Consider the following 20,575-nt stretch of genomic DNA (forward strand, 5'->3'; position numbering starts at 1 on the left):
CAGCGGTTATCCGGGATCTCCACGGTATGGGGTGTCCGCGCGTTGGGGCTGGATTGGCGTGTGGAGATCCCGGCTCTCCGCTTCGCTACGGCCGGGATGACGGGGAGGGGGCGCCACGGCCGGGATCACAATCAGGGTGCGCTCCGCCCGGGATGACCGGCCAGGGGTAACGGAGCCCGGGAGGGTGATATTCCCGGGAAGGCCTGGATCAAAGTGGCCGAGGCGGGCCATGCACGTCCCCGAATGAGCCCCGCCACTGGCTGACCCTCGTTGCTAATCAGGAACCCGCAAGTCATTGAATGCCAGGCTTCGGCCAATGTTCCCACTGACGGCGTTGCGGTTCGCGACGAAAGCTCGGCTACACTGAGCTCACCACGCCTTGTCAGCACGACAGATCGATTCGAGGGCGACCGCGGATGTGGGGCCGCGTGTCCCCGGCGTACCAGAAGGGTATTCGATGACGGACGATAGAACGGCGAGGGAAGGATTTCTGCACGAGTTGGCGCAGACCAGCGTGCTCGCGGAGATCTGGCAGCATTTTCCGGAGAACATGTTCCTGATTCGGGTCGAAGGCCCGGATTTCGTGGTCGAGGCATCCAACGCGAAGATGCAACAGCTGTTCGCGCAGGATTGTACCGGCCGGCGCCTGCACGACATCCTGCCGTGGCCGGTCGCAGAGCAGGTGGTCGCACATTACCGCGACTGCCTGCGCCAGGATGCGCCCCTGCGCTACGAGGAACATGCGGCCTTTCGCGATGGCGATGGCGTCGAAAAGGAAGGGCGCTGGCTCACCCTGCTGTTGCCCGTGCATGACACGCAGGGTGCGATCACGCACTTGTTCGGAATCTCCCAGGATGTCACCGAGTTGCGCCTGGCGCGTGAGGATCTGGAGCGCTACAGCCACAACCTGGAGGCCGTGGTCGAGGAGCGCACGCAGGCCCTGAACCAGGCCAACCGCGAGTTCGAGGAGGCCAATCGGCGGCTGGAAAAACTCGCGTCCTGCGACCCCCTCACCGGGGTTGGCAATCGCCGGCACTTTCAGGCACGGGCCGAGAGCGAGATGGAGCGCGCCCGCCGCCACGGCAGTCCCCTATCGCTGTTGATGTTCGATCTCGACGGCTTCAAGCGGATCAACGATGAAGTGGGACACGCGGCCGGCGACGCCATGCTGAAGCGGGTCACCGCCACCGCGCAGGCAACCCTGCGCGACGCGGACCTGCTCGGACGCTATGGCGGGGACGAATTCGTCGTCCTGCTCCCGGACACCCGCCTGGCAGACGCCCGGCGGATGGCCGAGCGCCTGCAGGCGCGGGTGCAGGAACAGGCAGACATCTCCATCAGTGTCGGCGCGGCTGGCTTTCTCGCCGACGACACCCATCTCGAGCACCTCGTCCAGCGTGCGGATACCGAGCTCCTGGCCGCCAAGCGTACCCGGGCTGAACGCTAGCCCAGGACTACAGGGTGGCTTCAGGCCAGGTCAGAGACCGAAGATCTCGGACTTGAGGTTCCATTTGGAGGCGAGAGTCTCGGTGGCGTTGAGGAATTCCTCGGCGCGGGTCGGGTGGTTCCACTGGCCCTTGGCGATCCAGGCCAGGGCGGTGTCGCGGTCGGGCGCCAGCGACAGGATGTGGATCAGTTCGCCAGCGTCGGCGCCGATCACCTCGCCGCCCAGCAGGGCCCCGGTGTCCATGTCGCCGATCAGGCGCACGAAGCCCTCCGGCTCGTCCTGGCCCAGGGCGCGTGGGGAGGTCTCGAAGGCGGCAAAGCCGACCGCCGGTTCCAGTTCCTCGTCCTCGGCGTCGTCCTCGTCCATGCCCAGACGCGCCATCTCGACGGCGGAGTAGATCGCGATCGGGACGAAGCGTTCGTCCTGTTCGCGGGTGTTGCCGTTCTGGATGTTCTCGACCGCGATGGTCGCGTCGGCCAGGGCGTGGTTGGCGGTCTGCCACTCGCTGGCGACATCGCCGATGACGTAGATGTTGTCGACGTCGGTCTGCAGGGTGGGGCGGCGCTTCACGAAGCCGCGGCGGTCGGTCTTCACCCCGATCGCATCCAGGTTCAGGCCCTCGGTGTGCGGGGTGCGGCCAGTGCCGAGCAGGACCCAGTCGACCTCGAAGGTGTTGCCTTCAGTGTCGGTGATGGTGACGCCGTCGTCGGACATCTCGACCTTCTCGTAGCCCTTCACCCGGACCGGCTCGACGCCGTCCTCGGCCAGGCGTTCCTTCAGCGTGCCAAGCGCCTGCGGGCTGAATTTCTGGCCGGACAGCGGCTTCGAGCGGCTCAGCCAGGTCACGTCCTTGCCGAGGTGGTGAAAGATCCAGGCGAACTCGGTGGCGACCACGCCGGAGCCGATGATGGCGACGCGCTGGCCGGCCGGTGGCTTGTCGTCGAACAGCATGTCGGTGGTGAGGACGCGACCGGGCGCTGCCTCGAAGGGCGCGGGCACGCTGGCGGTGGCACCGGTGGCGATGATGGTGTGCCGGGCCTGCACGGTCTCGGTGCCATCGTCGGTCACGACCTCCAGGGTCTCGGCGTCGCGGAAGCTCGCGGCTCCGTGGCGGTACTGGATCTTCAGGTGTTTCATGTAGCCCAGGTAGGAGTTGCGCACCTCGGTGACCACGTCCTTCTGGTGGTCCCAGGCCTTGCCCATGTCGGCGCTGAGACTGCCGCTGATGCCGCGGCCGGCGAAGTGGCGCTGGGCGGCAACGGTGCGTGCGGTGTGGTACCAGTCCTTCTTGGGCACGCAGCCGCGGTTGAGGCAGCAGCCGCCCCAGTCGGCCTTCTCGATGATGACGACGTTCAGTCCGCGCAGGGCGCCCAGGACGGCGGCACGATAGCCCCCGGGGCCACTGCCGATGATGGCCAGGTCAAAGGTTTCGCTCATGGTGGTTACTCGTCGGTCAGATCAATGATCGGGTCGTGCCATTCCAGCTGCGTGAGGTTCAGCTCGAACACGCGGCCGTCGGCCTCGTAGTCGAAGCGCACCGGCACATGGCGCAGCTCGCGGGCGAACCAGGCGGACAGGGCGACATCGCTGTCGTCCGTGCGGCGATCGATGCGGATGGTCTCGACCCGGCCGATCGGGGAGTCCATGGTCTCGCGCCCGGCGTACTCGAAGCGGTATTCGCGCAGGCGGTCGCGTTCCAGGGCCTGGATGGTTTCGCGGTCGCCTTCGCTGGACAGGGCCCCACTCTCCAGGCGTTGCATCATCAGATACAGCGAGCCGAGGAAGTCCAGGGTCTGCGGCGGCACCTCGAGATCGAAGCGTTCGCCGTTGATGGTGCCGATCGCGCGGTTGGTCTCCCAGTCGAAGCGGGTCTCGACCTTGCGTTCGCGGCGCGGGGTGATCTGCTGGCTGCGCGATTGCACCAGCTGCAAATCGCCGCTTCGGCTGTTCATCAGGGCCTCGCGGCTCAGCTCGAAACGCCCGAGGATGCGCAGGAAACCGGAGACATGGGCGTCCATCGCCATGCGGGTCTGCACGTCTTCGTGATTGAGCGTGATGCGCGCCTTGAGCGTGTTGCCCATGGCGTTGGCCTCGTAACTGGCGGTGTACGGCGGGATCGGGCTCAGGTCACGCTCCGCGGCCGCGGGGGCGGCCAGCAGGGCCAGCAGCAGGGTGATTGCGAGTCGGAACATGGGGGTTCTAGCCGACCGGGTGCGGTGGGCGGCTCCGGGCGTCAGGGCCTGAAACATCGTGGGTGTCCTCGTCGAGTTGCAGCGGCGCCTCAAGCGGCGAGCCGTCGGCCTGCAGGATCCGCCCGGACCACTGAATTTCACCTGAACACACCCGGCGCACGGCCTCGGGGTACAGCCGGTGCTCGGCCCGTTGCACGCGGGCGGCCAGGGTGTCGGGCGTGTCGTTGGGGTCGACCGGCACGCGGGCCTGCATGATGACCGGGCCGCCGTCCAGCTCCGGGGTGACAAAGTGCACGCTGGCGCCGTGTTCGGGCTCGCCATCGGCCAGGGCGCGGGCATGGGTATCCAGACCGCGATACTTCGGCAGCAGCGACGGGTGAATGTTCAGCATCCGGCCGGTGAAGCGGTCCACAAAACCGGGGGTCAGGATGCGCATGAAGCCGGCCAGGATGACCAGGTCGGGGGCATAGTCCTCGATGGCGGTGGCCAGGTCGGCGTCAAAGGCCTCGCGCGAGGGGTAGTCGCGGTGGTTCAGTACCCGGTGCGGGATGTGATGCTGTTCGGCAAAGCCCAGCCCGGCGGCATCCGGGCGGTTGCTGATGACGCCGACGACCTGCGCCGGGATGCGGTCCTGCTCGCAGGCCTCGATCAGTGCGCCGAGGTTGCTGCCACGCCCGGAGATCAGCACCACCAGGCGCTTCGGGGTCGCGGCCGATTGCCCGGCGGGGACGCTCATGCGGCGGCGTAGGAGACGCTTGGCTGGTAGTCGTCGCGTTCCTGGATCACGCCGATCGGCCAGCTGCGGATGCCGGCTCGGGCCAGCTGCGAGCTGGCGGCCTCGACCCGGTCCTCGGGGAGGATCACGGTCATGCCGATGCCGCAGTTGAAGGTGCGCAGCATCTCCTCGTCGGCAATGTCGCCGGCCTGCTGCAGCCACTGGAACACCGGCGGGCGCGCCCAGCTGTCCGGGTCGATGCGCGCCCCCAGGGTATCCGGCAGCACGCGCGGAATATTCTCGGTCAGACCACCGCCGGTGATATGCGCCATCGCGTGCACCGGGAACTGCTGCAGCAGCTCCAGCAGCGGGCGTACGTAGATCCGGGTGGGGGCCATCAGTGCCTCGCCGAGGGTGACCCCGTCGGCGCCCGGCAATGGGGCATCCAGGCTGGCGCCGGAGTGTTCCAGCACGCGGCGGATCAGGGAATAGCCGTTGGAGTGGGGCCCGCTGGCCTCCAGGCCCAGGACCACATCGCCCGCGGTGACCCGGCTGCCGTCGATCAGGGCGGCCTTCTCGGCGATCCCGACCGCGAAGCCGGCCACGTCGTAGTCCTCGCCCTGGTACATCCCGGGCATCTCGGCCGTTTCGCCGCCGATCAGCGCACAACCGGCCTGTTCGCAGCCCTCGGCGATGCCAGTGACCACGTCGGCGGCGATGTCCACGTCCAGGTGGCCGGTGGCGTAGTAGTCGAGGAAGAACAGCGGCTCGGCGCCCTGGACCACGATGTCGTTCACGCACATCGCGACCAGATCGATGCCGATGCTGTCGTGACGACCGGTCTCCTGGGCCAGGCGCAGCTTGGTGCCGACGCCGTCGGTGCCGGAGACCAGAACCGGCTGCTTGTAGCGATCCATCGGCAGCTCGAACAGGGCGCCGAAGCCCCCCAGTCCGGCCATGACGCCGGGACGCCGGGTGCGCGCCGCATGCGGCTTGATGCGTTCCACCAGCTCGGCGCCGGCCTCGATGTCGACACCGGCCTCGCGGTAGGTCAGGCCTGAACGGGATTCGGACATGGGTTCCCCGATGTTTGACGACCGCGCGCCGTGGCGGTCTCGCAGAACCCGGCATGGTAGCGAGCCGGGTGCGGGCGTGCAAAGAAGACGGTCCGGCCCGGGCCGCATTGGGCCGCTTTCCTCAGGGACTTCGGCGCGGTGGCCTGTGGTATTTTGTGGCGCTTGTCGAACAATTGAACGCAACCATGTCACTGCACCCCCGAACGCATTCGCGCCTGGCTATGCTGCTGGGTCTTTTCCTCCTCGTGCTGGCCCCGGCGGCCGCGGTCGATGGCCCGGTGGTGGTGACGGTCACGGCCGAGGACGAGTCCGCGGCCCTGGAGCAGGGCCTGGAACAGGCGCTGGTGCGTCTGGCCGGGCTGCGCTCGGAGCCGGTACTGGAACTGGTCGAGGCGTTGCTGGACGCGCGTGACGACGCGGGCTGGATCGCGGCCCTGGAGCGCCGGCAGCAGGTCGAGGACGATTCCTACCGCCTGGAGTTCGACCGCTTCCGTCTGCGCACCGCGCTGCGCGATGCCGGGGTGCCATCCGTGCTCGGGGAGCGTCCGGGGCTGCTGGTCTGGGCCGTCCATGAGCGGGGCGGGCAGCGCGACCTGCTCGGGGATGCCGTGGACGGTCCGGGCATTCTCTCCGCGCTGGGGGATCTGGCCGCGGCGCGTGACATGCCGCTGTTGTTCCCTTTGGGCGACCTTCAGGACCGCCGCGCGGCCCAGCCATCCGACATCGTCGGCGGCGTGACCGAACCTCTGGTGGAGGCGGCGCGTCGCTACGACGCCGATGGCGTCGTGCTGCTGCATGTGCGCGAGACCACGAGCGGGGCGGAGGCGCGGGCGATTGCCGTGCACGATGGCCGCGAATATCGCAGCGCGGCGAGCGGGGAGAATCCCGGTACTGCGGCGCACGACGCGGTGGCGCGAGGGCTGGATCAGGTGGCCGAACGCCTGGCGCGGGTGGCGGCCGAGCCGGAATGGCTGCGTCTGGGCTTTGCCGGGGTTCAGGGCTATGGGGCCTTCGAGCGCCTGCGCGCCGAGCTGACGCGGTTGCAGGCGGTGGAGGCCGCGCGTCTGGATTCCCTGGCCGGCGATAGCGTGGTGCTGCAGGTCCGTACTGGACTCGAGCAGGACGATCTGATCGATCTGCTGCGTGGCTCCGGCTTCGCGCGGGCCGAGACGCCCGAGGACGCCGCCGGTGCCGATGCCTGGCTGGACCGGCGCTAATCCGCGCCGGCCTCGGTTCGCGCCCACTTTCATCGAATGTTCCCTCGCCACCAGATCCCCAACGCCGTCACCATTGGCCGGATTGCGCTGATTCCGCCGATCGTGTGGATGCTGGCGCTGGAGTACTACGTGGTGGCGGTGGTGCTGCTGACGATCGCCGGGCTGAGTGATGCCCTGGATGGCTGGCTGGTGCGGCGCTACGGCTGGCACACGCGGCTCGGGGCCTGGCTGGACCCGGCAGCGGACAAGCTGCTGATGCTGGGGGTCTACGTCGCGGTGACGCTGTCCGGGCTACTGCCGTTGTGGCTGCTGGTGCTGGTAGTCGGGCGGGATGTCTGGCTGACCGTGGGCTCCGCGCTGTACCGGGTGTTCGTGGGCCCGCTGGCCATCCGGCCGCTGCTGATCAGCAAGGTGAACACCTTTTTGCAGATCACGCTGGTGCTGGTCGCCATCGTGAAGGTCGGTCTGCTGGCGCTGGATCCGATCTGGGTGCAACTGCTGGTGATCGTCGTGGCCTTCACCACCGTGGCCAGCGGGCTGGCCTACACCGTGCAATGGGGGTTTTATGCCTGGCGTCACCTGCACGGACACACGAATCCGGCAGGGACCTCGGGGAGGGCGCCATGAATCCGGATACCCGCGACCATGTCTGGCCGCTTTCGGCCGCCCCGCTGGCTGCCCTGGTTGGGCTGCTGGTCCTTGGCGGAGCGCTGTACCTGCTGGCGCCCATCCTCACGCCCTTCGTCGCAGCCCTGCTCATCGGCTACCTGTTCAACCCGCTGGTGACCCGGCTGGTTGCGCGCACGGGGCGCTCGCGCACCCTGGCGACCGTGGTGATCTTCTTGCTGGTGATGCTGGGGTTGGCGGCGCTGATCCTGATCCTGATCCCGCTGGCGATCGCCCAGTTCGAGCGGCTTACGCTGGCGATGCCGCAAATCCTCGGCTGGTTCGACGATCAGGTGCGCCCGCGGCTGGAGGATCTGGCCGGGGATTCCCTGCCGCCGCTGGATGCCAGCGCGCTGCAGGGGCTGGTGGCCGACCACTGGCGCGAGGCCGGCGGGCTGGCCGGGGGCGTGCTGCAATGGATCGGCAGCTCGACCGGCGCGCTGGTGCTGGGGGTGCTCAACGTGGTGTTGATCCCGGTGGTGAGCTTCTACCTGCTGCGCGACTGGCCGCGGCTGCTGGACGGCCTGCGGGATCTACTGCCGCAGGCCTGGCGCCCGGCGGTGCTGACCTTCGCCGCGGAGTCGGACGAGACCCTGGGGGCCTTCCTGCGCGGGCAGTTGCTGGTGATGCTGGCGCTTGGCCTGTTCTACGCCGTGACCTTGACCGTGGTGGGCGTGGAGATGGGGCTGGCGATCGGCCTGATCGCGGGGCTGGTGAGCTTCATTCCCTACGTCGGCGTGATCGTTGGCGTGTTGCTGGCCACCGCCGCGGCGCTGGTGCAGGGCGACGGCTGGAGCCTGCTGCTGATCGTGCTGGTGATCTTCGCCATTGCCCAGGTGCTGGAGTCCATGGTCCTGACGCCCTGGCTGGTGGGGGACCGTACCGGGCTGCACCCGGTCGCGGTGATCTTTGCCGTGCTGGCGGGCGGCCAGCTGTTCGGGTTCTTCGGCGTGCTGCTGGCGTTGCCGGTGGCGGCGGTCCTGGCCGTGGGGGTGCGCCATACCCTGGCGCACTACCGGCGGCTGAATGCCGGGGATGCGCCCGCGGATGCGGATACAGGGGGCGGAGGCTCATGACGACGGGGCAGGGGGGCAATGCTGCGCCGCAGCGCCAGCTCCCGCTGGATTTGCGCCTGCGCGACGCCTCGCGCTTTGCCAGCTTCTATCCGGGCGGCAACCGCCTCGCGCGGGACGCGGTGGAGGCCCTCTCGATCGGGACCGGGATGACCGAGCCACAGATTCTGTTGCACGGCCCGGCGGGCCTGGGCAAGACCCATCTGCTGCAGGCCGCCTGCCACCAGGGCCACGAACGCGGCGAGCCCGTGGCCTATCTGCCGCTGGCCGAACTGGTGACCGCGCCGCCGCTGGCGGTGCTGGATGGGCTGGAGCGCGCCCGCCTGGTTGCGCTGGACGATCTCGGCGCGGTGGTCGGGCAGGGCGACTGGGACGAGGCCCTGTTCGGGCTGCTGAATCGACTTCGCGATGGCGGCTGCCGGGTGCTGCTGGCGGCCGCGCACGCGCCGGACGGGCTGGGCAGTCGCCTGCCGGATCTGACCTCGCGCCTCGCCTGGGGGCCGGTGTTCCGCATGCAGGCGCCGGAGGAGGAGGATCTCAAACGCATCCTCGCCCAGCGCGCGGTGCTGCGCGGGCTGGAGCTGCCGGAGGCGGTGGCCGAATACCTGCTGCGCCACTACCGCCGCGACCTGGTGGCGCTACTGGAGCTGCTGGACCGCCTGGATCTCGCCGCCCTGGCCGAGCAGCGGCGCCTGACCATCCCCTTCGTCCGCGACCAGCTCGCGCGTTTCTGATCGTCACCCCGAAGCGCACGAAGGCACGAAGAAGGACAAGGGCGGTTCACAGGAAATAAGGCGGTTCCGGATGGGGCGCCGCGGGCGCAAGGACCTTCAGGGCTGTGCCGCCTCCGTTGTCCGTCATCCCGGCCGGAGCGCAGCGCAGAGCCGGGATCTCCAGCGCACGAGAACCACCGTGGGGAGATCCCGGATCACCGCTGAGCGGTGTCCGGGATGACGGGCATGGGCGCGGGGCACTGCACACCGCGACGCCGTTCCGGGCGATCGGCTCCAACCAATAGTTTCGTTTTTCTACCCTTCCCTTCCGCCTGTGAATCGCCCTTGCCCTTCTTCGTGCGCTTCGTGGTGGATGGAAAAGTCAGGAAGCCATCTGGCGGGCGCGGCGGGCGTCCAGCTTGACGTAGAGCAGGCAGCCGGCGAACCAGGCGAGGCTGGCGGTGGTCATCAGCACACCGTAGAGCCGGGCGTCCGCCGCGGCGGCCAGCGTGATACCGAGGGTGATGTAGGCCAGCGCCAGCAGGCTGGACCAGGCGTGGGTGTAGCGGCGTCCGTGCAGCATGCCGCGCAGCGGGAACATCAGTGGCAGGACCAGCACGACCAGCGCCACGGCGATCGGAACGATCTCCGGCGGGTCGATCCAGGTCGTCCAGATCAGGATCACGCCCAGCAGGCCGAAGTAGGCGATCAGCGCCAGCGCGCGGGCCGCGAGGATCATGCGTCGTCTCCGGCCTGGAGCCGCAGGGCAATGCGGCCGACGCGTTCGCCCAGCGCGCCGGCAATGCGCTGCTCGTCGCGCGTGACCGGGTGTTCGCCCTGTCCCCCCGCGACGTGGCTGGCGCCATAGGGCGAGCCGCCGCTCGTGGTGGTGCTCAGTTCCGGTACGGTGTAGGGCACGCCCACCCACAGCATCCCCTGGTGGATCAGCGGCATGGCCATGGTCAGCAGGGTGGTCTCCTGCCCGCCGTGCTGGGTAGCCGTGCTGGTGAACAGCCCGAACGGCCGATCCACCAGCCCGCCGCTGGCCCAGAGACCGCTGGTGCCATCAAGGAAGTGTTTCAGCGGCGCGGCCATGTTGCCGAAGCGGGTGGGCGACCCCATCACCAGCCCGGCGCATTCTTCGAGGTCGCGGGTCTCCGCGTAGGGCGGGCCGTCGGCGGGGACCGCCGGGGCGTCGCCGGTGATGTTAGTGCTCACCGGCGGTACGGTGCGCACGCGGACGACCGCACCGGCGCGCTCCACGCCACTGGCCACGTGGCGGGCCAGTTCTGCCGTCGCCCCATAACGGCTGTAGTACAGCACGAGGATCTCGGGGGCGGCGCTCACGACAGGATCTCCAGGACCTGTTCCGGCGGGCGCCCGATACGGGCGTCGTCGCCGTGGACGAGGATGGGGCGCTCGATCAGTTTCGGATGCTGGACCATGGTCTGGATCAGCGCTTCGTCGTCCATCTCGGCATCCTTCAGGCCCAGCTCGCGGTACTCCGCCTCGCCGGTGCGCAGAAGGTCGCGTGGCGCAATGCCGAGCTTGTCCACGATCGCGCGCAGGGTGGCCGCGTCCGGCGGGGTCTTCAGGTATTCGACGATCTGCGGTTCCACGCCCTGTTCGCGCAGCAGCGCCAGGGTCGCACGCGACTTGCTGCAGCGCGGGTTGTGGTACAGCGTAGGGGCATCGGACATGAATCCACTCCGGAGGACAACGATGACGGAGACCAATGATAACCATGCCCGCCGCTGGCGTGTGAGCGGCCAGGTACAGGGCGTGTTCTTCCGCGCGTCCACCCGCGACGAGGCGAAACGCCTGCGCCTGACCGGTTATGCCCGCAACCAACCGGACGGCAGCGTGGAGGTGCTGGCCGTGGGTCCGCGCAAGGCACTGGACGCGCTGGAGGAGTGGCTGGCGGACGGCCCGCGTATGGCGCGGGTCGATGCGGTTGAGGCCGAGGAGTTGCCGCCGCCCGACCCGGCGCCGGGAGACTTCTCCACCGGTTGACCCGATGGCGCGTCAGTAGCGCCGCAGCGGGCGGCCCGGTGGCGGAATGACCTGGACGAAGGCACGCACGTCGCGCAGCCGGTGTGGCCCGTCCGAACGAATGCGGGACTCGGCCCCCTGCATCCAGTCGCCGTCCCAGGCGACGCGTGCGGCCCCGGTGCGGGAATGGCGCGGCAGGTCGATCAGCAAGAGGCCGTCTTCATAGGCGACGTCGAGCTCGCTGCGATAGCGCTCGGCGTGGACCTCGACGCTGCGGGTCTCGCCACTGGCAAGGGTAAAGCTTGTCGGCTCCAGCGCCCGTTCGCGACCGCCGATGCGCAGGGTCCCGCCGCGCAGGCTGACGCGGATCAGGTCCCCCGGCAGTCCCGCATCGCCGCTGCGGATCGCGGCGACCTGCGCCGCCCGTTCGGCCGCCAGGGCCGCCTCCTGCTCGGCCTCCGCCTGCAGGCGCGCCTCGCGCGCCTTCTGCACCGATTCCCAGGCGCGGATGGCCTCGACACGCTCGGCCTCGCCCATCGTGTCCCACTGTTCCTCGCTTACCCCGTAGATCCGCGGGCTGCAGGCGGCCAGAAGCAGCACCATGGATGCGGCTGCCAAGGGGAGTATTCGATGAAAGGTTTCGGCCATATCGGGTTCCGGTGCAGGGGCGCTGCCGCCAGTCTCTCCGTTCAGGCTGTATCGGGGCTGAACCGGGCTCAGAAGATCAGGTTGATCACGAGCAGTGAGACGACCATGAAGAGCACGGTCATCAGGGAGCCGGCGCGCAGGTAGTCGGCCACGCGGTAGCCGCCGGGGTCCATGATCAGGGCGTTGACCTGGTGGGTGGGCAGGATGAACGAGTTGGAGGCGGCGATCGCGACGATCAGTGCAAAGACCCGCGGATCGGCGTCGATGCCCATGCCCTGGGCGACGCTCGCGAAGCTGACCGCCAGCGGCACCAGCAGCACGGTGGCGCCCACATTCGACATCACCAGCGTGAAGAAGGTGGTCAACAAAAAGACCGCGACCTGCAATACCCAGACCGGCATCCCCTCCAGCTGCTGCATGCCGTTGGTCGCGATCCACTCCCCGGCGCCGGAGTTCTCCACCGCAAGCCCCAGCGGGATCAGCGAGGCCAGCAGAAACACCGTCTTCCAGCTGATGCCGCGATAGGCCTCGTCCATGCTGATGACGCCGCTGAAAATCATCCCCAGTGCGCCGCCCAGCAGGGCCAGCGCCAGCGGCAGGTCGGTGAACAGCACGAGCCCCAGCCCCAGCGCGAGCGACCCGAGCGCAGCCAGCGGCCGGTGGGTCTTCGAGGCCTCCTGCTTGCGCCGCGGATAGCGGCTGGTCACCACCACGAAGTCGCGGTTGTCCTCCAGCGCCTGCAGGTGCTCCCATGGGGTATGCACCACCAGCGTGTCACCGGCCTTCAGCGGGGTGTCCGGGACCTCTTCGATGATCAGGTCGTCGCCGCGCTGGATGCGCAGGACCGAGATGCCGTAGGTGCGGCGCATGCCCTTGTCGCGCACGGTCTGTCCGATCAGCTCCGAGCCGGGCGGCACGATGACCTCGGCGATCCCGCCATGGCGGGCCGACAGCACGCGCGCAAACACATCCAGCTCGTCCTTGAGGACGGTCCCGGTACTGTCGCAGGTCTTCTCGATGGTGGTGACCGGTCCGAGGATGGCCAGGTGCGCCCCGTGCTTCAGTTCCACGTCGCGGTTGGGCTCGATGCGGGTCTCGTCATCGCTGGTCACGCCGACGACGTGTACGCCAAAGGCCGCTTCGAAGTCGCCCACCGTGCGTCCGGCCAGCGAGCTGTCCTCGCCCAGGCGCGCCTCGCGCACGCCGAAGTCCATGCCATAGACCTCGCGGAACCAGGCGGAAGTGGTCTGCACCCGGCTCTCGTCCGGGTCTTCCGTCTGCGGATCGCGAGCGGGCAGAACCCATTTCCCGAGCACCGCGAAGTACAGGATCAGGGTGGCCAGCAGGGCCAGCCCGATGGGCGTCACGTCGAAGAGGCCAAATCCCTCGACATCCCCGGGTAGCAGGTCGTTGAGCAGGATCAACGGGCTGGAGGCGACCAGTGTGAGTGTGCCCCCGACGATCGCGGCAAAACCCATCGGCATCAGCAGGCGCGAGCGCGGGATGCGGGCGGCAGCACCAATGCGATTGATCACCGGCATGAACAGCGCGGCCGCGCCGATGTTCTGCATGAAGCTGGTCACGATGCCCACGGCGCCCGAGGTGGTCGCCATCACCCGGCGTTCCGTCTTCCCACCAAACCGCAGGATCAGGTCCGCCAGGCGGTTCATCACTCCGGAGCGGTCCAGCCCCGTGCCGATGATCATCACCGCGATGATCGCGATGACCGCGTTCGAGGCAAAGCCGGAGAAGAGCGCCTCGCCCTCGACGATCGGCGCGACCCCCGGCACCAGCGCGACCATCCCCAGCAGGAACAGCACACTCAGCGCCGCGAGGTCGATCCGGATCACCTCGGTCACGAACAGCAGGATCGTCAGCCCCAGCAGGCCGAACACGATCCCCATCTCCAGCGTGAACGCTATGTGTTCCATTGCACCCGGCGCTTGCCGCGCGTGGCGGCGTTTCGGATCAGCACATCATGAACCGCAGACAAAGCGCGTGCCTCATCCCCGCAGGCGTTCGCGCAGGGTGTCGATCAGGTTGTCGAGCGGCAGGTGTTCGGCCTCGGGGGCGCGGCGGTCCTGGTACTCGAGTTCGCCGGCGTCCAGGCCGCGTTCGCCAATGACGATGCGGTGCGGGATGCCGATCAGCTCCATGTCGGCGAACATCACGCCGGGGCGCTGTCCGCGGTCGTCCAGCAGGACCTCGAAGCCGGCTGCCTGCAGGTCGTCGTGGAGCTTCTCCGCTGCCTCGCGCACGCGCTGGGATTTCTTCGCGCCGATCGGGCACAGCGCGATATCGAAGGGCGCGATGGCGGTGGGCCAGCAGATGCCGCGCTCGTCGGAGTTCTGCTCGATGGCCGCCGCCACGACGCGCGAGACGCCGATGCCATAGCAGCCCATGGTCACGACCTGTTCGCGGCCGTCCTCGTCCAGCACGCGGGCGCCCAGGGCCTGGCTGTACTTGTCGCCCAGCTGGAAGATGTGGCCGACCTCGATGCCGCGACGGATTTCGATGGGACCGGAGCCGTCGGGGGCCGGTTCGCCCTCGGTGATGTTGCGCAGGTCCGCGCTCTCCGGTTGCGGCAGGTCGCGGCCCCAGTTCACGCCGGTCAGGTGATGGCCGTCTTCGTTGGCGCCGACCACGAAGTCGGCCATGCCCAGCATCGCCTGGTCGGCCAGCACCGGGATCGGGCTGCCCACCGGGCCCAGCGAGCCGGGGTCGGCGCCGAATGCGGTGCGGATCTCGGCCGCCTCGGCCATGCGCAGCGGTTCGGCGATCCAGGGGTGCTTCTCGGCCTTGACCGCGTTCAGTTCGTGGTCGCCGCGCAGCACGATGGCGACCAGGTCGGCGTCGATCTCTTCGGAGGCGGCGACCACCAGGGTCTTTACCGTCTGCTCGGTCGGGATGTTCAGGAACCCCGCCAGCTCGTCGATGGTGTGCACGTCGGGTGTGGCGATCTTCGCCATCTCCGTGCCGGGTGCCGGGGCCGGGTCCGGCTGAGGGCAGGGGGCCAGTTCGACGTTGGCGGCGAAGCCGGCCGGGGAGAAGGCGATGGCGTCCTCGCCGGAGCTGGCGAGGACGTGAAATTCGTGCGACGCATTGCCGCCGATGGCGCCGGTGTCGGCCTCCACCGCGCGGAAGTCCAGCCCGCAGCGTTCGAAGATGCGGGTGTAGGCGGCGTGCATCTGGCGGTAGGTCTCGGCCAGCGAGTCGCCGTCGATGTGGAACGAGTAGGCGTCCTTCATCAGGAACTCGCGCGCGCGCATGATCCCGAAGCGCGGGCGGCGCTCGTCGCGGAACTTGGTCTGGATCTGGTAGTAGTTGATCGGCAGCTGGCGGTAGCTGCGGACCTCGCGGCGTACCAGGTCCGTGATGACCTCCTCGTGGGTCGGGCCGAAGCAGAAGTCGCGGTCGTGGCGGTCCTTCAGGCGCAGCAGCTCGGCGCCGTAGAAGTCCCAGCGCCCGGATTCCTGCCACAGCTCGGCGGGCTGCACCGCCGGCATCAGCACCTCCAGCGCCCCGGCGCGGTTCATTTCCTCGCGCACGATGCCCTCGACCCGGCGCAGCACGCGCAGCCCCAGTGGCAGCCAGGTGTACAGCCCGGAGGCCAGCCGGCGGATGTAGCCGGCGCGCAGCATCAGCTGGTGGGAGATGATCTCGGCGTCGGCCGGGGTTTCCTTCAGGGTGTTCAGCGGGAATTGCGAGACGCGCATCGGGGGCAGTCCGTGGTTGATGGCTGGAAAGGGTTCAGAACGTGGTGCCGTTGGTGCCCCAGAAGTGGCGCGGGGCATCGGCGAATTCGATATAGACGCGGGCGGGTTCGATACCCAGCTCAGCCTGCAGGGCGTCGCACAGCTTGCGCGACAGCTCGCGGGTCAGGCCCTCGGGCAGGCCGATGCTCTTGAGCTCGCAGTAGGCGAGCGCATCGGTACTGCCGCCAAAGCACATGGCCGGGTTATGCGTGCAGGCCACCATCACGTAGCCCTCGGGCTTGCCCAGCCAGTCGGCGACCTGCGCGGACAGGCGCTGGCTGAGGCCGGTGGCATCGTCCGGCAGGGCGGTATTGGTCTCGACTCGCAGCAGCGGCATGGCGTCTTCCAGATCTTGTGTGGTTCCCGGATCGGTCGCCATGATACGGGGAGCGCGGGTGCGCTGCAGCGTCCCGGCGAGTCGCCGGGGTGGGTGAAACCCTTGTCAGGGTGGCTATACTCGCTGCGAGGGAGCGGACCGGTCGCGGGAGGATGCGCCCGGATTGCGTTCAGCATCAGGAAATAATAAATTAGAAAAAGCTAATATATGGAGCCGGGACGAGTGCGAGACGGCCCATCCCCGGCGACCTCACCAAGCAAGGAAAGACCCCATGACACGAATCCGGATGCGCCACACCCTGTGGGCCCTGCTGCTGTTGCCGTTTGCGGCCCAGGCAGAGCTGCCGTTCGACACGGCCACCGCGGAACGCCAGACGATTGCCCAGGAACGCATCCTGGATGGCCGCGTCGAGGCGGTGCAGCGGTCCACGATCTCCGCCCAGACGTCCGGGCGCATCCGCGAGATCTACGCGGACGTGGATGACTTCGTCGAGGTCGACGAGCTCCTGGTTCGGGTCAGCGATACCGAGCAGCAGGCTCGTGTGAGCCAGGCAGAGGGCGATCTGGCCGACGCCCGCGCCCGCTTCAACGAGGCGCGTTCGGAGTTCGACCGGATTGAGGATGTGTTCGAGCGGGGGGTGGTCTCGCGCTCCGAGTTCGACCGCGCCGAGGCCGCGCTGGGTTCGGCGCGTGCCCGCCTGCGCTCGGCCGAAGGTCGGGTCGAGGAGGCCCGCGAGCAGCTCGGCTACACCGAGGTGTATGCGCCGTATTCCGGGATCGTCACCGAGCGTCATGTCGAGGTCGGCGAATCGGTCAGCCCGGGTTCACCGCTGCTGTCCGGGATCAGCCTGGATCAGTTGCGCGTTGCCGTGGATGTGCCGCAGCGCCTGATCCACAACGTGCGCGAGCGGCGCAGTGCCGAGGTCCTGCTGAACGGGGACCGGGTGGCGGCCGAGAGCCTGACTATCTTCCCCTATGCCGACCCGGCCAGCTCCACCTTCCGGATTCGCGTGAACCTGCCGGAGCAGCAGGACCTGGGCCTGTTCCCCGGCATGTTCGTGAAGACCGCCTTCGTGGTGGAGGACGTTGAACGCCTGCTGGTGCCGGTGGAGGCCGTGGTCTATCGCAGCGAGGTTATTGCCGTGTACGTCGTCGATGAGGACGATCGGGTCGCGTTCCGCCAGGTGCGGGTCGGGCGCCAGCATGACGGCATGATCGAGATCCTCGGCGGTCTGGACGACGATGAACGCGTGGCGCTGGATCCGGTGCATGCGCAGATCTATCTGAAGGAACATCAGCAGGTGAACCGATGAGCGATGCCGGCACGGAGGGGGCGTCCGAGCGCATGGGGATCTCCGGGCGCATTGCCAAGGCCTTCCTGACTACCCAGATCACCCCGCTGCTGGCCCTGATCGGTCTGCTGCTGGGGTTGTTCGCGATCCTGGTCACGCCGCGCGAGGAAGAGCCGCAGATCAACGTGACCATGGCCGATGTGTTCATCCCGTTCCCGGGGGCGAGCGCGCAGGAGGTGGCCCAGCTGGTGGCCACGCCGGCCGAACAGGTGCTCTCGGAGATCGAGGGCATCGACGACATCTATTCGACCTCGCGCCCGAACATGGCGCAGATCACCATCCAGTTCGAGGTCGGCGAGGATCGCACCGCGGCCCTGGTGCGCCTGTACAACCAGGTGTTCTCCAACCAGGACTGGTTGCCCCAGGGGCTGGGGGTCGGCGAGCCGATCATCAAGCCGATGGGGATCGACGACGTGCCGATCGTCAACGTGACCCTGTGGACCGAGGACCCCGAGCGCGGCGGGCATGACCTGCTGCGCGTGGCGCACGGCATCGAGGCCGAGCTCAAGCGGGTGCCGGGCACCCGCGACATCTACACCGTCGGTGGGCCGGATCACGTGGTGCATGTGCGCTTCAAGCCGGAGACCCTGGCGGCCCACAACCTGTCGGTGGACGACCTGCGCGACAGCCTTCAGGCCTCGAACTTCTCGCGCGATGCTGGCCGGCTGTACCAGGACGACGAGGAAATCCTGATCCAGGCCGGCGACTTCATCACCGAGCCCGAGGCGTTCGCCAGCCTGGTGGTCGGGATGCACGAGGATCGCCCGGTCTACCTGTCGGATGTTGCCGAGGTGGTACAGGGTCCGGCCTATGCCACCGAGCATGTGCGCTTTGCCCATGGCGCCGCCGCGGGGGATCGCGCGCGCCTGGGTGATAGCCATCCGGCGGTCACGGTGGCGATCGCGAAGCAGCCGGGGACCAATGCCCCGGATATCGCCGATGCCCTGGTCGAGCGGCTGGAGCAGTTGCGCGGGACCTACATCCCGGACGGCATCGAGACGACCATTACCCGCAATTACGGCCAGACCGCGGACGACAAGGCCAACACGCTGATCCAGAAGCTGATCCTGGCAACCGCCTCGGTGGTCATCCTGGTGTGGATCGCGCTGGGCTGGCGCGAGGCGTTTATCGTTGGCGTGGCGGTGGTGATCACCCTGGCGATCACGCTGTTTGCCTCCTGGGCCTACGGCTTCACACTTAACCGGGTGTCGCTGTTCGCGCTGATCTTCTCCATCGGGATACTGGTGGATGACGCCATCGTCGTGGTCGAGAACATCCACCGGCACATGGCCAAGGGCGGCAAGAAGTTCATCGAGGCGATTCCGCTCGCGGTGGACGAGGTGGGCGGACCGACGATCCTCGCGACCTTTGCGGTGATTGCGGCACTGTTGCCGATGGCCTTCGTGACCGGCCTGATGGGCCCGTACATGAGCCCGATCCCGATCAACGCCTCGATGGGGATGATCATCTCGCTGGCGGTGGCCTACGTAGTCACGCCCTGGCTGACCTACAAGGTCCTGCGTCGCCAGGCCGAGAAGCATGAGCATGCCGCGCCGGCCAGTGGTGGTCATGGCGCGGAGGGCGAGAGCGCCTCGGCCGGGCTGATGAAGCTCTTCAACACCCTGCTGCTGCCCTTCCTTGGTACTGGCGGACGCAAGAAGGTCAACCGCCTGGCGCTGTGGGTGGGCACCCTGGTGCTGATTCTGGCCTCGGTGTCGCTGGCGTACTTCCAGCTGGTGGTCATGAAGATGCTGCCGTTCGACGACAAGTCGGAGTTCCAGGTGGTGCTGGACATGCCGGAAGGGACCAGCCTGGAACGCACCTCCCGCGTGCTGGCGGAGATGGGGGACTACCTGAAGACGGTCCCCGAGGTGCACAACGTGCAGACCTACGCGGGCACCGCGGCGCCGATCAACTTCAACGGCCTGGTGCGTCAGTACTACCTGCGCGAGGGCTCGCACGTCGGCGACATTCAGGTGAACCTGGTCGATTCCTACGAGCGCGATCGCAAGAGCCACGCGGTGGCCCTGGGCGTGCGCGAGGCGATCAACGCGATCGCCGATCGCCATGGCGCGGCGGTCAAGGTGGTCGAGGTCCCGCCGGGACCGCCGGTGATGTCGCCGATCGTCGCCGAGATCTACGGACCGGACTACGACGGCCAGATCGAGATCGCCCGGCAGGTGCGCGAGCGTTTCGAAAACACCGAAGGCCTTACCGATATCGATGATTCGGTCGAGTATCCGGGGCAGAAGAAGATCCTGCAGGTCGACCGCGAACGCGCCGCGCGCTTGGGCGTGTCGCAGCAGGCGGTGGTGCAGGCGATCGAGACCGCCCTGTCGGGTGAGGACGTGACCTACCTCTATGGCTCCAACGTAAAGTACGCGGTGCCCGTGCGCCTGGAGTTCGAGCAGGCCGAGAAGGGCAGCCTGGACCCGGTGCTCGGGCTCAAGGTGCGCTCGCGCGACGGCACGCTGGTGCCGCTGTCCGAGGTCGTCAACGTCGTCGACTCGAGTCTCGAGCACTCGATCCACCACAAGAACCTGCTGCCGGTGGTCTACGTGATGGGCGACCTGGCCGGTGGGCTGGATAGCCCGCTGTACGGCATGTTCGACATGTTCTTCGGCCTGCGCGACCAGCCCATGGCCTACGACGAGCCGCTGGAGCAGCTGTTTATCAGTCAGCCGGACAATCCCTACAACTTCTCGCTGAAGTGGGATGGCGAGTGGCAGGTGACCTACGAGACCTTCCGCGACATGGGGATCGCCTACTCGGTGGGGCTGCTCCTGATCTACCTGCTGGTGGTGGCGCAGTTCCGCTCGTACATGGTGCCGCTGATCATCATGGCGCCGATCCCGCTGACCGTAATCGGGGTGATGCCGGGGCATGCCTTCATGGATGCCTTCTTCATGGACGCCAAGTTCACCGCAACCTCGATGATCGGGATGATCGCGCTGGCCGGGATCATCGTGCGCAACTCCATCCTGCTGGTGGACTTCATCAACGAGGAGATTCGCCGCGGCGTGGATGTGATCGAGGCGGTGGTGCACGCCGGCGCGGTGCGCGCCAAGCCAATCGTGCTGACCGGCCTGGCGGCGATGGTCGGGGCCGGGTTCATCCTGGACGACCCGATCTTCTCCGGCCTGGCAATCTCGCTGATCTTCGGCGTGTTCGTCTCCACGCTGCTGACGCTGGTGATCATCCCGGTGCTGTACTACCTGTACGTGCGCACCCGGGTCGACCTGATCCGCGCCCAGACGGCCTAAGCCAAACCGGTCATCGCGAGGAGCGCAGCGACGTGGCGATCTCCGTGGGCGGCCCCGACGTCAGCCCGGTCGGACGTCGGGGGTTTCGTTGGGAGATTACTCGCTGCGCTCGCCCTTCGGGCCGGCCTGC

At 68.0% G+C, this 20,575-nt stretch carries 19 protein-coding genes; 8 read left to right on the forward strand and 11 right to left on the reverse strand.

Annotated features, from left to right (window positions below; all coding sequences use genetic code 11):
* Positions 1-457 precede the first annotated feature (457 nt).
* Complete coding sequence (locus tag G333_RS0112205) at positions 458-1,447, forward strand: diguanylate cyclase (RefSeq protein ID WP_051080810.1); 990 nt, start codon at positions 458-460, stop codon at positions 1,445-1,447.
* A gap of 30 nt (positions 1,448-1,477) precedes the next feature.
* Here G333_RS0112205 and G333_RS0112210 read toward each other — a convergent pair whose 3' ends face one another.
* The 4 genes from G333_RS0112210 to purM are packed head-to-tail and all read right to left on the reverse strand — an operon-like array spanning position 1,478 to position 5,430.
* On the reverse strand, positions 1,478-2,884 hold the full coding sequence (locus tag G333_RS0112210; protein WP_019628576.1) for an NAD(P)/FAD-dependent oxidoreductase: 1,407 nt from the start codon (positions 2,882-2,884) through the stop codon (positions 1,478-1,480).
* A 5-nt stretch (positions 2,885-2,889) separates the two neighbouring features.
* Complete coding sequence (locus G333_RS0112215; protein WP_018938759.1) at positions 2,890-3,639, reverse strand: DUF3108 domain-containing protein; 750 nt, start codon at positions 3,637-3,639, stop codon at positions 2,890-2,892.
* A 7-nt stretch (positions 3,640-3,646) separates the two neighbouring features.
* Complete coding sequence (gene purN / locus G333_RS0112220; RefSeq protein ID WP_018649763.1) at positions 3,647-4,375, reverse strand: phosphoribosylglycinamide formyltransferase; 729 nt, start codon at positions 4,373-4,375, stop codon at positions 3,647-3,649.
* The gene (gene purM, locus G333_RS0112225; RefSeq protein ID WP_019628577.1) at positions 4,372-5,430 is read right to left on the reverse strand and encodes a phosphoribosylformylglycinamidine cyclo-ligase; all 1,059 of its coding nucleotides are present in this window, start codon (positions 5,428-5,430) and stop codon (positions 4,372-4,374) included. The genes purN and purM overlap by 4 nt, the downstream gene beginning before the upstream one ends.
* A 185-nt stretch (positions 5,431-5,615) precedes the next feature.
* Here purM and G333_RS0112230 point away from each other — a divergent pair, with 185 nt between their 5' ends.
* Genes G333_RS0112230 through hda form a run of 4 tightly spaced genes read left to right on the forward strand, consistent with a single transcriptional unit; the run spans position 5,616 to position 9,120 of the window.
* Positions 5,616-6,647, forward strand: a complete 1,032-nt coding sequence (locus G333_RS0112230; protein WP_026340962.1) for a DUF2066 domain-containing protein — start codon at positions 5,616-5,618, stop codon at positions 6,645-6,647.
* A 36-nt stretch (positions 6,648-6,683) separates the two neighbouring features.
* Positions 6,684-7,274, forward strand: coding sequence for a CDP-alcohol phosphatidyltransferase family protein (locus tag G333_RS0112235; RefSeq protein WP_019628579.1), 591 nt, complete (start codon positions 6,684-6,686; stop codon positions 7,272-7,274).
* Positions 7,271-8,389 carry an AI-2E family transporter gene (locus G333_RS0112240; protein ID WP_018168484.1) on the forward strand — a complete coding sequence of 373 codons (1,119 nt, stop codon included), beginning with the start codon at positions 7,271-7,273 and terminating at the stop codon, positions 8,387-8,389. The genes G333_RS0112235 and G333_RS0112240 overlap by 4 nt, the downstream gene beginning before the upstream one ends.
* The gene (hda, locus tag G333_RS0112245) at positions 8,386-9,120 is read left to right on the forward strand and encodes a DnaA regulatory inactivator Hda (RefSeq protein WP_019628580.1); all 735 of its coding nucleotides are present in this window, start codon (positions 8,386-8,388) and stop codon (positions 9,118-9,120) included. Before G333_RS0112240 ends, hda begins: the two co-directional genes overlap by 4 nt.
* A gap of 361 nt (positions 9,121-9,481) precedes the next feature.
* Here hda and G333_RS0112250 read toward each other — a convergent pair whose 3' ends face one another.
* The 3 genes from G333_RS0112250 to arsC are packed head-to-tail and all read right to left on the reverse strand — an operon-like array spanning position 9,482 to position 10,799.
* The gene (locus tag G333_RS0112250; protein ID WP_018143910.1) at positions 9,482-9,838 is read right to left on the reverse strand and encodes a DUF2069 domain-containing protein; all 357 of its coding nucleotides are present in this window, start codon (positions 9,836-9,838) and stop codon (positions 9,482-9,484) included.
* On the reverse strand, positions 9,835-10,446 hold the full coding sequence (gene wrbA / locus G333_RS0112255; protein WP_019628581.1) for an NAD(P)H:quinone oxidoreductase: 612 nt from the start codon (positions 10,444-10,446) through the stop codon (positions 9,835-9,837). Before wrbA ends, G333_RS0112250 begins: the two co-directional genes overlap by 4 nt.
* Positions 10,443-10,799, reverse strand: coding sequence for an arsenate reductase (glutaredoxin) (gene arsC / locus G333_RS0112260; protein WP_018143908.1), 357 nt, complete (start codon positions 10,797-10,799; stop codon positions 10,443-10,445). The genes wrbA and arsC overlap by 4 nt, the downstream gene beginning before the upstream one ends.
* A 22-nt stretch (positions 10,800-10,821) precedes the next feature.
* Here arsC and G333_RS0112265 point away from each other — a divergent pair, with 22 nt between their 5' ends.
* Entirely contained in the window at positions 10,822-11,112 is a 291-nt protein-coding gene (locus G333_RS0112265; RefSeq protein ID WP_018951080.1) for an acylphosphatase, read from the forward strand.
* Positions 11,113-11,124: 12 nt separating this feature from the next.
* Here the strand turns inward: G333_RS0112265 and G333_RS0112270 are convergent, their stop codons facing one another.
* From G333_RS0112270 to G333_RS0112285, 4 genes are all read right to left on the reverse strand, one after another.
* On the reverse strand, positions 11,125-11,739 hold the full coding sequence (locus tag G333_RS0112270; RefSeq protein ID WP_019563472.1) for a hypothetical protein: 615 nt from the start codon (positions 11,737-11,739) through the stop codon (positions 11,125-11,127).
* A 68-nt stretch (positions 11,740-11,807) separates the two neighbouring features.
* Positions 11,808-13,670 carry an SLC13 family permease gene (locus G333_RS0112275; RefSeq protein ID WP_026287980.1) on the reverse strand — a complete coding sequence of 621 codons (1,863 nt, stop codon included), beginning with the start codon at positions 13,668-13,670 and terminating at the stop codon, positions 11,808-11,810.
* Positions 13,671-13,742: 72 nt separating this feature from the next.
* Entirely contained in the window at positions 13,743-15,455 is a 1,713-nt protein-coding gene (locus tag G333_RS0112280; protein WP_018938749.1) for a proline--tRNA ligase, read from the reverse strand.
* A 34-nt stretch (positions 15,456-15,489) separates the two neighbouring features.
* Positions 15,490-15,831: a phenylpyruvate tautomerase MIF-related protein gene (locus G333_RS0112285; protein ID WP_018649775.1), complete on the reverse strand. Its 342-nt coding sequence runs from the start codon at positions 15,829-15,831 to the stop codon at positions 15,490-15,492.
* A gap of 286 nt (positions 15,832-16,117) precedes the next feature.
* On the opposite strand from G333_RS0112285, the gene G333_RS0112290 reads away from it, so the two are divergent.
* Both G333_RS0112290 and G333_RS0112295 read left to right on the forward strand, forming a co-directional pair.
* The gene (locus G333_RS0112290) at positions 16,118-17,143 is read left to right on the forward strand and encodes an efflux RND transporter periplasmic adaptor subunit (RefSeq protein WP_019563469.1); all 1,026 of its coding nucleotides are present in this window, start codon (positions 16,118-16,120) and stop codon (positions 17,141-17,143) included.
* On the forward strand, positions 17,140-20,445 hold the full coding sequence (locus G333_RS0112295) for an efflux RND transporter permease subunit (RefSeq protein ID WP_018951074.1): 3,306 nt from the start codon (positions 17,140-17,142) through the stop codon (positions 20,443-20,445). Before G333_RS0112290 ends, G333_RS0112295 begins: the two co-directional genes overlap by 4 nt.
* The last annotated feature ends 130 nt before the right edge of the window (positions 20,446-20,575 follow it).

It is taken from the genome of Thioalkalivibrio sp. AKL10, from assembly GCF_000381845.1.
Classification (GTDB): domain Bacteria; phylum Pseudomonadota; class Gammaproteobacteria; order Ectothiorhodospirales; family Ectothiorhodospiraceae; genus Thioalkalivibrio; species Thioalkalivibrio versutus.

Bases quoted from the DNA above. Each gene is read 5' to 3' on its own strand.
- G333_RS0112210 (WP_019628576.1), bottom strand. From the start codon at position 2,884: ATGAGCGAAACCTTTGACCTGGCCATCATCGGCAGTGGCCCCGGGGGC.
- purM (WP_019628577.1), bottom strand. From the start codon at position 5,430: ATGTCCGAATCCCGTTCAGGCCTGACCTACCGCGAGGCCGGTGTCGAC.
- arsC (WP_018143908.1), bottom strand. From the start codon at position 10,799: ATGTCCGATGCCCCTACGCTGTACCACAACCCGCGCTGCAGCAAGTCG.
- G333_RS0112215 (WP_018938759.1), bottom strand. From the start codon at position 3,639: ATGTTCCGACTCGCAATCACCCTGCTGCTGGCCCTGCTGGCCGCCCCC.
- G333_RS0112265 (WP_018951080.1), top strand. From the start codon at position 10,822: ATGACGGAGACCAATGATAACCATGCCCGCCGCTGGCGTGTGAGCGGC.
- G333_RS0112235 (WP_019628579.1), top strand. From the start codon at position 6,684: ATGTTCCCTCGCCACCAGATCCCCAACGCCGTCACCATTGGCCGGATT.
- G333_RS0112275 (WP_026287980.1), bottom strand. From the start codon at position 13,670: ATGGAACACATAGCGTTCACGCTGGAGATGGGGATCGTGTTCGGCCTG.
- G333_RS0112285 (WP_018649775.1), bottom strand. From the start codon at position 15,831: ATGCCGCTGCTGCGAGTCGAGACCAATACCGCCCTGCCGGACGATGCC.
- G333_RS0112205 (WP_051080810.1), top strand. From the start codon at position 458: ATGACGGACGATAGAACGGCGAGGGAAGGATTTCTGCACGAGTTGGCG.
- hda (WP_019628580.1), top strand. From the start codon at position 8,386: ATGACGACGGGGCAGGGGGGCAATGCTGCGCCGCAGCGCCAGCTCCCG.
- G333_RS0112270 (WP_019563472.1), bottom strand. From the start codon at position 11,739: ATGGCCGAAACCTTTCATCGAATACTCCCCTTGGCAGCCGCATCCATG.
- G333_RS0112280 (WP_018938749.1), bottom strand. From the start codon at position 15,455: ATGCGCGTCTCGCAATTCCCGCTGAACACCCTGAAGGAAACCCCGGCC.
- G333_RS0112295 (WP_018951074.1), top strand. From the start codon at position 17,140: ATGAGCGATGCCGGCACGGAGGGGGCGTCCGAGCGCATGGGGATCTCC.
- G333_RS0112290 (WP_019563469.1), top strand. From the start codon at position 16,118: ATGCGCCACACCCTGTGGGCCCTGCTGCTGTTGCCGTTTGCGGCCCAG.
- G333_RS0112250 (WP_018143910.1), bottom strand. From the start codon at position 9,838: ATGATCCTCGCGGCCCGCGCGCTGGCGCTGATCGCCTACTTCGGCCTG.
- purN (WP_018649763.1), bottom strand. From the start codon at position 4,375: ATGAGCGTCCCCGCCGGGCAATCGGCCGCGACCCCGAAGCGCCTGGTG.
- G333_RS0112230 (WP_026340962.1), top strand. From the start codon at position 5,616: ATGTCACTGCACCCCCGAACGCATTCGCGCCTGGCTATGCTGCTGGGT.
- G333_RS0112240 (WP_018168484.1), top strand. From the start codon at position 7,271: ATGAATCCGGATACCCGCGACCATGTCTGGCCGCTTTCGGCCGCCCCG.